The sequence below is a fragment of the Pseudomonas fortuita genome (assembly GCF_026898135.2).
GTDB lineage: Bacteria > Pseudomonadota > Gammaproteobacteria > Pseudomonadales > Pseudomonadaceae > Aquipseudomonas > Aquipseudomonas fortuita.
Map to the genome: position 1 here is coordinate 3,641,077 of NZ_CP114035.2, position 15,472 is coordinate 3,656,548.

Genomic DNA, 15,472 nt, shown 5'->3' on the forward strand with positions numbered 1-15,472 from the left:
CACTCACCTCAAGAATGCCGTTGCATTGATTGAGGTCAACTATAGGGACGGTGACAGGCAGGGTTCTTCCTAGGTATGGAGGAATAATCGGTTATTTATTCTCGGTTTAAGAGCAAAGCAGACTACCCCTGCGCCTCACCCGAGGTAGTCCTGCCCCTCATCTTTTGCCGAGTTCTGCGCCGGTAGTCAGTTGGTGTAACTGCAGCGCTAGTTCAAGGGCGAAACGCCGCTCAGGAGTATCGAAGTCCAGACCGAACAGCTCTTGAATCCGTGCCAGCCGGTAACGCAGCGTGGTCACGTGCAAGCCCATCGCATCGGCGGCCAACTGGCTGCGACAACCTGAGCGCAGGTAAGCCGTCACGGTCTCCAGGTAAGGTGCAGAGTTGCGCTTGTCATACTCGATCAGCTTGCCCAGAGTGCCGCTAATGAAGTGCCGCACATCGGTGGCGTCGGCGGCGCCGATGAGCAGCGGTAGCGCACCCAGGTCCGGCATTTCGAGCATGCCGCTGCGCCCGTAGTCACGGGCCACGCGGATCATCCGCCAACAGCGCTCCCACTCGATGGCCAAAGGCTCGAGCCCCTCGAACGTTTCTCCCAGCACCACGATCGGCTCATGGCCTAGCACACGCCCGAGGGCATCGGCGATACGCCGGCCAAACCGCGCTTGCACCGCCACCTGCTCGGCGTCTACCGGCAGTAGACAAACCAGGCCGCTACCTAGGGTGACCATGTGCATGGGCACTTGCAACTGCTTGGCCAGGCCGGAAACCTGCCGACTGCATTCGAGCATCAGATTGTTTCGATGGCTTCCATGACCTGCAAAATCCACGACTAACATGCGCAGCGGCGCGGCCAACGGCAAGCCGAGGCGCCGGGCGCGCGCGAGGACATCCTCCGAATCGCGGAAGCGGCGCTCGACGATCTCGGAAAACAACTCGGTCAGGGTGCGGGTCTCAAAGCGGTAGCGGATCACGCTGCGCATCAATTGCACGCTCAAGGCGAAGCAGGCGTTCTCCAGGAGCAGCTTGCGCAGGGTGTCGGGCGGCGCATCACCCACGACCAGCAGCGCACCGACCTGTTCATCATCCACCGTCAGCGCTTCGATGTGCGCCGCGAGCCGATGCTCTCCCTCAAGCGGCAGCATCACCTGACCGTCACGCTGATGCTGCAAGGTGTCGTGAATGTAGCCCAGCAGTTCGCGCCCGCCGCTGCCAGCCAGCCAGCGTGTCCATTGCGTGTCGTCGTACAGCGCCGGCAAGGCCGAAGCCGAGCCGACCACGTGGCCGGCGGAGAAATCCGCCACCAGTACCGCACCACCGAGCAACTCTCCCAGGGTGGCGGCCAAGGCTTGCAACGAGTCGCCCGCCAGCACGTTGCGTAACAGCGAACGCTGCGAACCGAGGATGCGTTGTAACTGCTCATTGGCTTCCAGTTGCGCACGGCGTCGATGGGCACGGTCCACCGCGATCGCCCCCAGATCAACCACCGCGGCCATGAAGGTCAGGTCCTCCTCGGCCACCTCCCTGACCGAGCGAGAAATGACAGTGAGCACCATCGGACGTCCTTCAGCGTCGCTGCTGGGCATCGGCAGGGCCAGTACGGTTCGGTAGTTGCGTGCCAGGGCGTCACGCCGATAGCCCGGAAAGCGTGTCGTGTGCTGGGCATCGCGGATGTAGACCGGCTCCCCACTCTGCAACGCGATTAGCGAGGGACTGGTCGCCAGTTCCCAGCGGTCCTGCATTTTCTGCGGCAAACGGCTGCTCTCATACCGTGCCATGACCACACCGTAACCGTGAGCGAGATCAATGCACATCACAGACCCTAGATCCCAGCCGCCTTGCTGGCAGGCTGAGCGGGTCAACTCACCGAGCAACGATTCCAGGTCCTCGTCGGAACTGATCTGGCTCGCCACCCGCCGCAACGCCGTGATTTTTTCTTGTTGTTCAGGCATCGGGGACCCCTTCCACCGATAAGGATTAATCGAATCAGAGGAAAAATAACAGAATCTTGCGATGGTTCGACGGAAGATTCGCTCCGAATCAGTGACTAGCATGGCCTTCAATTCCACATGGCCCACTGTCCTGGAGGCTTTGATGCCCGCTGATATCCGCAAGATCGTGACGTTTATCGAAACTACCCATCAGGAAGGCGGCAAGGACGCACCCAGGCCGATTACCTCGGTGGTTGTCGCGGCCGTGCTGCGCAACCCTTGGGCCGGCGAAGGTTTCGTCGAAGACCTGAGTCCCGAGATCGTTCGCCTGGCACCCGAGTTGGGCAAAATGATGTCCGCGGCGCTGGTGGCCCACCTGCCCAAAGAGCACGTACAGGCCTATGGGAAAGCCGCGGTGGTGGGCACCAGCGGCGAGATCGAGCACGCCGCCGCACTGATCCACACCCTGCGCTTTGGCGACGTGTACCGCGAGGCGGTGGATGGCACGGCGTTTCTCAGCTTCATCAACACCCGGGTTGGCGCGGGCGCGTTGCTCAGCGTACCGATGATCCACAAGTCCGAGACGGGTAAGCGCTCGCACTTCATCACCTCCACCTTCCAGATCGCCGACGCACCTGGCCCTGACGAGATTGTCATCGCCATTGGTGCCAGTGATGGCGGGCGTGTCCACCCACGCATCGGCGATCGATTCAAGGACCTGGAAGATATTGCCGCAGAACGCAAGCGTGCCTGACATCCCGCATGAACATCTGACGACTGTTCCTTTGCGTCGGCAGTTCCACACGCGGGATCCACATCCCGCGTAATGCTCGCCGCATGAGCAAACCCTCACGCCGGAAAAACCGAGGCAAAAAATAATGAAAAATCGTGCAACGGCAGCGTTACAACAGTTGAGCCGTCCAGATCTCCTGGAACTGCGTGCCTACATAGCAGGGCAATGGATTCATGGCGAAGGACACTTGGCCGTCACCGATCCTGCTACCGACGAGGTCATTGCCCACGTCGCCCATTGCGACGAGCACTGGATCGACCGTGCAGTGGAGGCGGCCAGCGAAGCCTTCGTCAGTTGGCGTGCACTGCTGCCAGCTCAGCGCGGCAATCTGCTGCGCAAATGGGCAGCGCTGACCCGTGAGCATTGCCAGGACCTTGCGACCATCATGTCGGCCGAGCAAGGCAAGCCCTACGCCGAGTCCCTCGGTGAGATCGACTACGGTGCCAACTTCCTGGAGTGGTTCGCAGCAGAAGGCGAGCGCAGCTACGCAGAATCGATCCCTAGCCATCTGCCGGGTAGTCAGCTCACTACCCGGCTGCAACCCATTGGCGTCACTGCAGCAGTCACGCCTTGGAATTTTCCGAACGCTATGATCACCCGCAAAGCCGGCGCGGCACTTGCAGCCGGCTGCCCGATGATCATCAAGCCGGCGCCAGAAACGCCCCTTTCCGCGCTCGCCTTGGCGAGGCTCGCCGAAGAAGCCGGGCTCCCGGCCGGGGTATTCCAGGTGGTCACCGGCGACGCGCCGAAACTGTCCAAGCAGTTGCTTCAGCACACCGAGGTGAGAGCCTTCAGCTTCACTGGCTCTACCGAAGTCGGCCGGATTCTGCTGCGCCAGTCCGCCGACACGGTGAAAAAGGTCTCGCTTGAACTGGGTGGGCACGCGCCTTTCATTGTCTTCGATGACGCCGACGTGAACGAAGCCGCCACAGCGTGCATCGCCGCCAAGTTTGCCACTTCTGGCCAGGACTGTCTGGCCGCCAACCGCATCTACGTGCAGCGCAGCCACTATGACGCCTTCGTCACCGAGTTCACTCGGCTGGCCAAGTCACTGCGTGTCGGTCACGGCCTGGCAGAGGGTGTGGATATCGGCCCGATGACGCGTGTCAGCGTTGCCAACAAATGCCGTGACCATATTGGCAATGCGATTTCGCTGGGCGCACGGCTGATGTGCGGTGGCCTGGATCACAACCTGGGCAGCAGTTTCGTCCTGCCGACCGTGCTAGCGGATGTCACCGATGAAATGGACATCGCGTTTGAAGAAACCTTCGGCCCGGTCGCGGCGATCCTACCGTTCGACAGCGAGCATGAGGTCGTTCAGCGCGCCAATGAAACCGAGTACGGCCTGGCGGCTTATGTCTACACCAATGATCTGAAGCGCGCGGCGCGCGTCTCCGAGCAGTTGGAGTACGGCATGGTCGCGCTCAACACGGCGAAATTCACCGGAGCACCGATTCCTTTCGGTGGCTGGAAACAGTCCGGCCTGGGCCGGGAAGGCTCCAAACATGGCCTGGCCGAGTACATGGAACTTAAATACGTCTGCGTCGGCGGCCTTTGATCAAATAACAGGAGAACAACCATGGATAAGCAAAAGATCGACCTCGTTTCGGCCCAGGATCGTGGCGCGGTACTGCACCCGTTCACCCACCTGAAGGACTTCGCTTCCGGGAAACTGGGAGACCCAACAATCGTCGAGACCGGCAAAGGCATCACCATCACAGACGCGACCGGCCGTGAGTACATCGACGGCTTCGCCGGCTTGTATTGCATGAACGTCGGCTACGGCCGCACCGAGGTAGCCGAAGCCATCTCCCGCCAGGCCCACAAGCTCGCGTACTACCATACCTATGCCGCGCACACCACCGACGAGTTGGCGCGGCTGTCCGATCGGCTGGTAAAAATGGCCCCGGGCAAGATGAGCAAGGTGTTTTACGGCCTGTCGGGCTCCGACGCCAACGAAACCCAAGCCAAGCTGGTCTGGTACTACAACAACCTGCGTGGTCTGCCGAAGAAGAAAAAGATCATTTCCCGTGATCGCGGTTACCATGGCTGCTCAGTCGTTTCGGGCTCCATGACCGGTATGTCGTTCTACCACGACTTCATGGACCTGCCGGTCTCCGGTATCTTGCGAACCGGCGCTGCGCACTACTACTGGGGTGCCGAACCAGGTGAGACCGAACAACAGTTCTCGCAGCGTCGAGCTAACGAGCTGGAGGAACTGATCCTGCGCGAAGGCCCCGACACCATCGGTGCATTCATTGCCGAGCCGGTGCTGGGTACCGGCGGCATCACCCCACCACCCGCTGGATACTGGGCAGCCATTCAGCCGATCCTGAAAAAGTACGACATCCTGCTGATTGCCGATGAAGTCATCACCGGCTTCGGCCGTACCGGCGCCATGTTCGGCTGCGATAAGTACGACATCGAGCCTGACCTGATCACGGTAGCCAAGGGCCTGACCTCAGCCTATGCGCCGCTCTCCGCCTCGATCGTGGGTGAGAAGGTTTACAAGGTCATGGAGGAAGGTGCGGACAAAGTGGGGGCGTTCTCCCACGGCTACACCTATTCCGGTCACCCCATCGGGGTCGCAGCTGCCAATGCGGTGCTGGACATCGTCGAGCAGGAAGACATTCCGGGCAACGCGGCAAGGGTCGGCGAGTACTTCCAGAAGTCCATGCAGGAAACCTTCGGCGCGCTGCCGATCGTGGGTGAGGTGCGTGGCGTGGGCTTGATGGCGGCCATAGAGTTCGTCGCCGACCCGCTCACCAAGACGCGCCTGGACCCGTCGCTGAAAGTCGGTGCGCGTATTTCCAAGGCGGCCCGTGATCGCGGTCTGATCGCCCGTGCTATGCCGCATGGCGAAATCCTTGGCTTCGCACCACCACTGGTCACCACCCGAGAAGAAGTCGACCGGATAATCGACATTGCTCACCGTGCAGTCTTAAGTGTTATGGGCGAGCTCAAGATTTGACCTTGATGTGATCAGAATAGTCTGACCTGGTGTGGCGCTTCTCAAACACCGCTCGTAGCATCAGTAATGCCTGAAGCAATGGTATGACAACTGACTGAGCCACTGCTCTGATCGATGTGAGCGACGAAGAATGCAGCGAATTTCTTCGTCGCTCACATCAGCGCAAAAGCCGCGCCGAACCATGCTCCTCGAATGCAAGCGCAATCCAGATGAAGCTATCACCCTCCGACTTATGACCAGATTGGCTAGGCCATTCAAATTTCAGTTGCAGCGTAACTACCTAGATGGCGAGTGCCTCTCGGCCTCCGATCGTGGGAGCCTAAGAGTTAGACATACACCAGCCTATTGCGCCCCAAAGGTGCAACTGCTCTGATCGATGCACAAAACTGCAGCGCCCCCCCCTTTTTAGGGACCAAGCGAGCTTTTCCGATTCTCTCTTTTCGCCAGCAACACGTTCCATCCAATCGGAACAGCACCAACTGATGACGAATGATCGCTCTCCGGCATTGCACATCGCGTAGGCGAACATATTGCCCCTATCGGCGTGCACTGTTTGTGGTGCGAACGAGCTCGCCATATCGAATCGCACGACGCTACTTGGCCTCCACACAAGATCGTGGATGACCTCGTCGAGTGATATTGAGGCTTCTACAAGTAGCCACATAGCCGCTTCTCGTAAGGCTGGGGGCCGACCATCGTCGAACAGCCCAGATCAGTCAGCTTGATGTGCATATCCGAACGTGCACTTCGCAGCCAATCCTTGGCGCGACTCCTGAGGGGAATTTGTAGGTCGCACAAAATTGAAGGGTCATGGCGAAATCAGAGGCGATTCGATGTTGCTGGACCTCGACCATTTCAACTCGATCAATGATCGGTCTCACGGTTAGCTCCGACCCACTGCTGACGCTTATCGGTGGCGAGGTATTTGCAGAGGTGAGTTAGGTCCCCGACATGACATGGGCGTCCCTTGACCAACGCCTGCGGGCTGGCCTGCATCACTGAACTGGTAGCTGCGAGCGGCGTCCCGGACTCCCGCCAGTCCCCCATTGGAGGGCCAGTAGTGGTCTCGCGACCGGGCATCAGTTGCTGTCCAGGCAGACGTTCTTTGTATGAGACCGAACGCTCAGATGCCTACTGAATAGCTCTCCTTCTTTTTGAGGCCATAAGCATGCTGTCCAATGCCCCCCTTCGCCTGAAGCTGTTGCTGATATTGATCTTTCCACTCCTGGGGTTCCTGTGTCTCTCCAGCCTGTATGCCACTGACAACTACCGTGCCGTGCGCGACATGCAGTCCACCGTCAGCGCGAGCAGTACTGTCGATGGCCTGAGTCAATTGATTACCGCCCTGCAGCGCGAACGGGGAGCCAGTGGCATCTTCATTGGTAGCCGCGGCACCAGCCTGCAGGATCGCCTGCAACAACTGCGCAAGAACAGTGACCAGGCCATTGCTGCTGTGCGCCGCCTGCCCGACGCAAAACAGGATGATAACGAGAAGTTACTTGCGGCTATCGAGCACCTGGCCGACACCCGCGAACAGATAGATCGACTGGCGATCGATAGTAGCGAATCCGGCACCCGCTACACGAACATGATCCAGCAATTGATCAGCTTTACCCAGGCACTGGAGAACCAAGTCAATGATATTGCCGTCGTGCATGCCCTCGCAGCACTCAACCAGTTCATCGAACTGAAGGAGCGCGCCGGTCGGGAACGTGCGCTGCTTGGCATCGTGTTCAGCCAGGACCATTTCAATGAAGTGCTTTTGTCCCGTTTCAGTCGCAACCTGGGAGAGTTCTCCGCCTATGCCGACGGCTTCCGTCGCCAAGCATCCGCAGCCTCCCTGAAGCAGTTCGAGACGGTTCTGCACACAGCCGATGCCCTTGAAGTAGCTCGCTTACAGCGGGTGGCCATCGAGACACCGCTGGGTCAACCCCTCGGCATCAAGCCCGACAGCTGGTTTGAAACCTCGACCCGACGCATCGACCAGATGAGCACGGTGGAACATGCATTGGCGGCCAATGTCGCCGCATTGGCCAACCAGGCGCTCCAGCATGCCAAGCGCGCATTGTGGCTGACGCTTGCCGGTACACTGGCGGCAGTGCTGCTAGCCGGGCTGTTCTCGTGGCGTATCATCCGCACGATCGGCGGGGCCGTACGGGACATCAATGCTGTACTGGCAAGCCTTGCCGAACGTGACCTCACCGCCAGGACTCGCTATCGCAGCCAGGATGAGTTTGGCCATATCGCTGACAACCTCAACCGCATGGCCCACGAAATCACCGACATCATCCAGGAGATCGGTCACGCGACCGCTCAAGTGGCCACTGCTGCCGATGAGTCCTCTGCGGTCACCCTGCAGACCAGCCGCAGCGTCGAGCAACAGCGTCAGAGCACCGAACTGGTGGCGACCGCCATCAACGAGATGAGCGCCACAGTACGTGAAGTGGCCCAGAGCACTAGCGCTGCTGCGAACCTGTCGCAACAAATTCATGCTAGTACGGCCCAGGGACGCAGCGAGATCGAAAGCACCGTAGGATTGATTCGTGAGTTGTCGGCACAAGCGCAGCATACCGCGACCATCCTCGGCGAACTGAAACAGGAGAGCGATACGATTTCCTCGGTACTGGATGTCATTCGGGACATTGCCGAGCAAACCAACCTGCTGGCCTTGAATGCGGCCATCGAGGCGGCGCGCGCCGGTGACCATGGCCGAGGCTTCGCCGTTGTCGCATCGGAAGTGCGCACCCTGGCCCAGAAGACTCAAGAATCGACCGGCAGCATCCAGCAAATGATCAGCAACCTGCAAGCCGGGTCCGACCGAGCGAGCACGTCCATGCACGTGACCCTGGCCAAGGCTCAGGACGGAGCCCGCCGAATCGGCCGTGCCGGTGAACTGCTTGCTGCGATAAACGAAGGTGTCGCGAGCATCAACGACCGAAACATTCAGATCGCGTCAGCCGCCGAGGAACAGAGCGCCGTATCCGAAGATATTAACCGTAACGTCACGGGCATCAACGACCTGGTGATCCAGGTCAGCGCCGGCGCACAGCAGACTGCTGTCACCAGCCAGGAACTGGCGCGACTCGCCGAGCATCAGCAGGTGCTGGTCAGCCGTTTCAGGCTGGCTTGACGCAAGGAAGTCACCCGGTGTGCAAGCATTCATATCCAGCGGTTCGAAGCCCCTGGCTGTTTACGGCTATTAGTCGGTCCTGGAGTGAGGCGCATTGAACATTCAGAAACCAGAGCGCCCCTGGTTTCTGAGTGAGTCGTGCCTAGGTCCCAAGGGCTGGCGGCAGTTATGCTGAAGCTAGCCCCAGCAGCCAACGAAGAGTGATAAGCGTATCCGTCCGGCCAACACATCTTCCTGTCGCGACCGCCGAAGGCCATGGTGTCCACCTAATTAAGTGGACACCATTTCTGGCCCATCAAGCGGATTTCCCGTGCCACCTTAGCGCCGCACCTACAGCAAATCTCAAAGCCCAGGTCGTTCAGACATCGCCTTGGTCTACAGCCTCAATGCCAACCCCGTCCACAAAAAGATTCGGCTGCACAATCAGAAAACCGCGGCTATTCAGCCGGCGTTCATCCCGCTGCACCCTCACGTACTCGGCGCGGGATCGCATCACCAGCACATCAGCATTTGCCTTGAAATCCAACCCCCACGCACAGAGTTCAGACGGCAACCATCAAAGTGATCAATTAGCAGCATTGGGCATGTCAGGAGCTTCGGAAAACTCGACGCACGTAACTCATACCTCGTGAAACTTTCAGCTCGTAATCATCGCGATACGAAATACCAGCTATGTCCTCACGCGTCGTACTCCTAGCCAATTCAAATCCAGAGGCATCGAGCCAGATTATTTCCTCACGGTTTGGCAATGGCAACACCCTATAAAGGCCTTTGTGGCCGTCGGTCCCAGTTAATTGGGCCCCTAGTTTCTGAGGCTGAGAGGACTCTTTCATGGACAACGGTAAGCTCTGCTGCCACTGTAGAAAGTACTGAGGGTCAATCCAGTCTTCCGACTCGATATCCGTATAATTTTCCTCCATCCAGTTTTTGAATTCTTGTCGAAGAACCTGAGCCTCATCGCGCGTACCCGCTAGACCCTGCGCTAGAGCGAACGCGACGAACGGCTCAAGTGTTCCCCATCGCAACATCTCTCTAGCCCAGAAACCGAACCACGGCAGTCCCGTGATCTCTTTCCACTCTTTTAGAGACGGGACGGAGCTCGGATCGTCGGCACCCTCGGACCATGCACGCGCTACTACGGCGCCTATCGCAACCCCTAGTCGAAACTCCAAGTTATCCGATACAAAACGCTGCCACGATCGTAGGTTCTCAGCAGATGGTACCTTTGCATCTGGCGCGCACATCCACCACGCAAGCAGAGACTTCCAGCTTTTGAGTAGTCCTTGATCGGCCACACTGGAACGTACCCGGAAGCCAAACCCAGGATCCTTGGATACTAAAAGCCCCAAGCGCTTAAAGAGATCAAGACGCTGCTTTGGACCGGAGGAGCCATAGCCCTGCGCCATCTTCAGTATCTCACTAATTTTCGGCGCAATGCGTTCAAACCTTCGACCCACGTACGGAGTGAAGCCATACTGATATAGACGTCGCCTTTCATCGGTATCGCTATATAGCGTGCCAACAATACCTTGCCCACGTCGTACGAATGCCCGCTCTAGCCAAGCTTCTTCAGCGCTCACAACCTTGCTGAACGTGTACTTCCATACTTTTTTAAGCAAAGCTTCTGTCTTGGCAGGAGAGTCCACCCGCGCCCCAACTGTTGCCAGCTCTTCTATAGCCGTCAGCAATACGCCATCAAGCTCATCTAGAGAATCCGCAAGCCTAGACTCATCATCAGCATCAACTAAACCAGCCTTTACGCTGATATCGTCAGGCGCCGTCTCTTCGAGCCAGTCCAGGAAGTACTCCTCATCAACTCCAAGCAAAGTTTGCGCTTTTTCCCGAATCGCCTCCAGTAACAACGTCAGAGGACTCAGCACCTCATTGCGCTCCTTCTCTTCTGAGCGGAGTCTATCCAGCAAATCATTATAGTGCTTTCGCAACTCCTTTATCTGCCCCAGCTGAGTTCGGATCTGCCCTGATGCTGTCGTTGACGGCTTGGTGGGTAGCGCCACAAGCGTTATACCCTCCTGACCTTGAGATGCTCCTGGTCGGCCGGCGCGGCCGGCGAGATTTCTAAATTCTGCCGCAGATAAGGGGTTAACTTTGGATTGGTTTTTGGTCGGGTCAAACGATCGCCGCGTTATCGATGGAACTAGAATAAGATCGAACGGCAGATTAACGCCTTCCGTCAGGGTTGCAGTAGCAACTGTAATCGTACAGATCCTGCGATCGATAAGGGCCGTCATCAGTCTTCGAAGGCGCTGAGGCATCTGACCGTGGCTTGTAGCAATGCCATGATCCAGCAATGAGACCTCATAGGATGTTTTGCCACAGTAATCCACGCAGCTTGCTCTGGCTGCTTTAAATAGAAGGATTGCTTCAGGGTCTGTCGGGCCCGAGAATCGACAGGCATCACGCCATTGAGGTAACTCAAGTGCTTCCTTAAACCACTTCATTGTCAGTTCAGGCTGCTGGGCTATGGAAATCAAGACGCGACGATCTCCCTCCACCAAATGCATTGCGGTCCACAAGACATTCACTTCGTTATAGCGAGCGATGCTGTTACGCATCGTCGCTGGCAACTGCGGCATCGGGGCTATGCGCAGTGGAATGTAAACTGACTCATCTCGACCTCGAACCTGGAGTTCTGCCCCGTTCAGCAAGTCGAAGCTCATCTGCCCCGCTTCGCCCGAAGTTGCAGCGAGCGTTCCTATGAGTTGTCGCGTACTTCTGTAGTTTGCGCCAATAGGCTCAGCTTCCCTTACTCCTTCAACCCAACAGGCGACAGGCGTTGCTGCCCCGCCGGCGACAGCAGTCAGAGCAACGCGCGCAATTTTCGGCGCTCGAGCTAACAGTCGCGAAACAAAACTCTCTAGACGCAACGTGCGACTGCTATGTTCCGCGAAGTCCACCTCTGCTCTATCGCGATCAGCGACTACGACCTGATGTGCCTCATCAACAATCAGAAGCCGCAGGCGAGCAACGATCAATGGGCCGACATAGCGCATTATGGCGTCAGCCTTCTCGACTGTGGCGATCAGGACTGTTGGCTTGTCGGCCCTCAACCAGTAATCAGTAATCCCCCAATCGGAACCACCATAAAGACCTGTAACAACAAGATCACTACCCAGCTCACTGACTAGCTTGGCTTCCACCTCTCCCGCTAGAGCTCTGGAAGGCACCAGATAGAGGGCAAGCGGCCCAGACTGATCGTCCGGCGCAAGCATCAGTTCTTTAACCAGCGCAAGGTTGGCCACCAACGTCTTCCCTGAGCCTGTCGGAGTACAGAGGGCGAACGAGGCAGAATTGAGCAAACGCTCCAATCCGCGGATCTGGGAAGGCCACAGGATGCCGCGCCCCCGTCCGAACTGGTCACGAGCAAATCTGCGCAGGCGATCCACTCGCTCCGGCTTAATCTCGGCCAGCTGCAAAATTGGGCCATAAATGCTCGAAGAGCTGTAGCTTTCGGCGACGGTTGCCAATAGCGAAATGAGCATAGAGAGCTCATCGCCATATGCTCGGGTAGCCATTTTGTCGAGCGCCTTTAACTTTCGAAGGCCCTGCTGCGTGCGACCGCTGTCGCCTTGCATCAGCGAGGATGCTATGACACCCAAACTGCGCACCAGCTCCACAACAAAGTACCATTCAAGGCTTCCAGCTTCGCGGGAGGTCCCAAGTTCTCCTGACGCCTCTGCTTCCGCTGGTTCCCTATCCGCTAACAACCGCATAGAAGATTCACGCTCTGTCAAGTGGGGATTCTGCCGCCAGAAAGCTAAAGCCCCCTCAACAACCCCATTAAAATCTCCGCTAAGAAACTTCGAAAGTAACCGAGTGCCATCATCAGCAATCTCCAACTGCCCTAAAAGGGCCGTTGCCATCGCTGGCAGCCCCCCGAGCTGAAATGCCGCAGCAGCCAGCAGCCCTGCAGGAGCAAAGCTTGAAGGCTCCTCCTGCATCCGTGTGAGCCATTCAAGTAGTTCAGCGGCTCTACGAAAGCAATCTTTGGCAGATTCTGATTCTGGTCCATCCAGTTCGCGACAAATCTCGGCGGCGTGTATCAGCCTATTTGCGTCATGGATTAGCTTTTCCGACTCGCCCTCATGCCACTGAATGGGCGGTACACGCCAAGTCGTTTGTAACCCACGAACGAAAGCCCGAGCATGCTCAGGGTGGAGACGGTTTTCGCTCGCTATACCGAGGCGTACTTGCTCCGCAAGATTTAGTCGTTTTTCCTCAAAATCAGTCATGCCTTAGACCCCATTCCAAAGGCTCTCATAAATCATATCTATCAGGTCCTCACCTCCACCCGACAAAATCAGCTCGACTACCTGAAGATCGTGCTCCGATTTATAGTCTTTGGGCATTTTTTTCCAGTCGATTATGGGGGTCGCTGACTCCCTGCCCTTGAAGTCGTTACCACAAATGAAGACAAGATTTGTTCGTGGAATGGGGGTTGCGTTGTTGAGCAGCAAGGCCTGATCGATCGAAAAAATAGCGGCCTGGAACTTTTTCGGATCGGATTCCTTGAGCAATTTCTGAAGCTGTCGCATTCCATGCGGTATGTTCTTGTCGCGCTCACTGAGCTGGTACCAAATTCCCTTGCCATCGGCGTCTTTCAATAAGCTCTGTACGACAGCTTTACCAAGCGTCTTTCGCCATTTAGCCTCACCAGCAAGGTACCGCTTCACCTTTCCGTCAGCATCCAAGGCTATTGCCAGGAAGTCTGATCCGTGGCGACCCAGCATCTGGCGCGTAAGCTGAGCGTCTCGTGCCAGCGCAAAAAGATACTGTTTGGCGTCCTCATGGTGACGAAAGAGGAAGATCGGGACCTGCCATTCGTGTTTACCGACGTAGGTGTAGTGCTCAGTAAGCATCCCCGCCATCACCTCACCGAACAGCCCTCTTCGCGCAACGATAGGCAAGCATTTGGGATAAGTAGCGTGAGAACCGGCGCTCCCCGCATCAGGGTGTAAATCGATACAAATTTCTTCGTGAAAGTGCTTTCTTGCGTCCAGGTGTGCCGATTCAAAGTATGGCCGAAATGCCGCTGCCAACGCTGCGTCGCTAGCTCCAACCTGCTCAAGCAACAAATGACCATAGCTGCCCTTTGTAGACGGGTACCCGACCAACCAGTTTTTGAGGACCTTTTTGGGCAGTTTGTATGTATGCAATTGTTCTCTCCATGAGCAACGGAATGGGCTTTGCGGCGCGTATGTTACCGATCCAAATTGTACATAGATTGGGAATTTTTTTGCTCAGCAAATGAGCTAACAAACGAGCAGTCATCGAAGGTCGCGCAGCCCGGTGGTTCACAATTGAGTCGATCCGGGCTTCGTAGCGGCTGTTCCGCTCGGATCTGGTCGCTTTGTCCTGACTTGCTAGTAGCTGGTGAACGTCTGTCCAAACTACACCGGCGAGGCATATGCTCAAGCCAGTCTGAGCAGCCAACGATGAGTGATAAGCCGGTTATCGATCCTTGACAACCAAATGGAAAGCACACCTAGCTCTCGATGACTAGCCGTAGTTTTCGAACACAAGGCTTCCCCGCACATTAAAAATTTCGCTCACATGCATTATCTAGAACGATCCATTCGGCATTGCTCCAATCAAGACTGTGCACTAGAGCGGGGCGATGTTAATCTGAGCGTTTCTCAACACTACGACTTAGGTGCTCCATGCTGGCCCATGAAAAACTAATGAAGTACATCATTGAGAATCTGACGAGAATCAGTGTACAAGCAGAACTCTTGGGAAAAGTCCATTTTTTCGATCATCACATTGCATCTGAACATTTCTTCCAACAGCTTCTTAACCAGGTCTACGGCTACCAGCTCACGAATGCGAACCACACCCGGCTTAACGCCGCAGCCATTGACCTTTGCGATCCTCACCGCAAGTTGGCGATTCAAGTCACAGCGCAACGCCAGGCGGCAAAAATTCAGAAAACCGTAGATAATTTCGCCAACCATGGGCTGGGCAGCACCTACTCGACACTAAAAGTACTTATTATTGGGAAGCGAACTGGAACTTACAGTACAATCTCAGTTCCACCAACTGTTACTTTTAATGGAAAAACAGACGTCATTGATCTCGCTTCACTGGTCCACGACATCACCAAACAGTCCACGACAGCCCTACAAGCCATCGTGGATGTGATGAAGCGTGAGATCACTTACTGTCAGAATGCTTCAGCGGTTGAGCAGATGTCTGATGAAGACGCTATTCTTAAGCTTCGTAATTTGATGGATCGCCCTGCGCTGCAAGACCCGTGGCAATGGGAAGTTAACCTCAATGCTTTCCAAGATGCCATTACTGATTTAATCGAGGCCATCAACACGGGCCATATCAGCGGCACCCTATCTACGAAGCCTAGATTTTCGTACAGTGACAAAATTATGGCTAGTCAGTTGGCAGCGATCTACCACCAATTGCGCCTGCTTCGTCAGCTTTTCCGTAAACATGTCGCCTCTGGCGAAATTGACCCTTTCGCCAATCGATGCATGTTCGCAACGGCTCAGGCGGGCGCGGCATTTGATGCTCAGCGTAATGCTATTAATGCTCAATTCAATGTATTGCTGGCGCAGTTCAATCATCCCGCACTTCCTGCGGTCGGCTAGCTTCAGCGCTTTCTCATATGCCGCGGCA

General features: G+C 56.7%; 8 protein-coding genes. 5 read left to right on the plus strand and 3 right to left on the minus strand.

Translation table 11 applies throughout. The features are described 5' to 3' along the window. Positions 1 to 157: 157 nt before the first annotated feature. The gene (locus OZ911_RS16640; RefSeq protein ID WP_012314176.1) at positions 158 to 1,951 is read right to left on the minus strand and encodes a helix-turn-helix domain-containing protein; all 1,794 of its coding nucleotides are present in this window, start codon (positions 1,949 to 1,951) and stop codon (positions 158 to 160) included. A gap of 142 nt (positions 1,952 to 2,093) precedes the next feature. Here OZ911_RS16640 and OZ911_RS16645 point away from each other — a divergent pair, with 142 nt between their 5' ends. From OZ911_RS16645 to OZ911_RS16660, 4 genes are all read left to right on the plus strand, one after another. Next, positions 2,094 to 2,684, plus strand: coding sequence for an amino acid synthesis family protein (locus tag OZ911_RS16645; protein WP_012314175.1), 591 nt, complete (start codon positions 2,094 to 2,096; stop codon positions 2,682 to 2,684). A gap of 124 nt (positions 2,685 to 2,808) precedes the next feature. Continuing rightward, positions 2,809 to 4,281 carry an NAD-dependent succinate-semialdehyde dehydrogenase gene (locus OZ911_RS16650; protein ID WP_102667722.1) on the plus strand — a complete coding sequence of 491 codons (1,473 nt, stop codon included), beginning with the start codon at positions 2,809 to 2,811 and terminating at the stop codon, positions 4,279 to 4,281. A 21-nt stretch (positions 4,282 to 4,302) separates the two neighbouring features. Continuing rightward, entirely contained in the window at positions 4,303 to 5,694 is a 1,392-nt protein-coding gene (locus OZ911_RS16655; RefSeq protein ID WP_012314173.1) for an aspartate aminotransferase family protein, read from the plus strand. 1,168 nt (positions 5,695 to 6,862) lie between these two features. Continuing rightward, positions 6,863 to 8,824 carry a methyl-accepting chemotaxis protein gene (locus OZ911_RS16660; protein WP_012314172.1) on the plus strand — a complete coding sequence of 654 codons (1,962 nt, stop codon included), beginning with the start codon at positions 6,863 to 6,865 and terminating at the stop codon, positions 8,822 to 8,824. A gap of 587 nt (positions 8,825 to 9,411) precedes the next feature. Here the strand turns inward: OZ911_RS16660 and OZ911_RS16665 are convergent. Next, positions 9,412 to 13,074 (minus strand): DEAD/DEAH box helicase, encoded by a 3,663-nt coding sequence (locus OZ911_RS16665; RefSeq protein WP_012314171.1) that lies wholly within the window; start codon positions 13,072 to 13,074, stop codon positions 9,412 to 9,414. A gap of 3 nt (positions 13,075 to 13,077) precedes the next feature. Next, complete coding sequence (locus tag OZ911_RS16670; RefSeq protein WP_012314170.1) at positions 13,078 to 13,998, minus strand: hypothetical protein; 921 nt, start codon at positions 13,996 to 13,998, stop codon at positions 13,078 to 13,080. A 504-nt stretch (positions 13,999 to 14,502) separates the two neighbouring features. Between OZ911_RS16670 and OZ911_RS16675 the strand changes: the two genes are divergently transcribed. Continuing rightward, positions 14,503 to 15,444, plus strand: coding sequence for an SMEK domain-containing protein (locus OZ911_RS16675; protein WP_012314169.1), 942 nt, complete (start codon positions 14,503 to 14,505; stop codon positions 15,442 to 15,444). Positions 15,445 to 15,472: the final 28 nt, after the last annotated feature.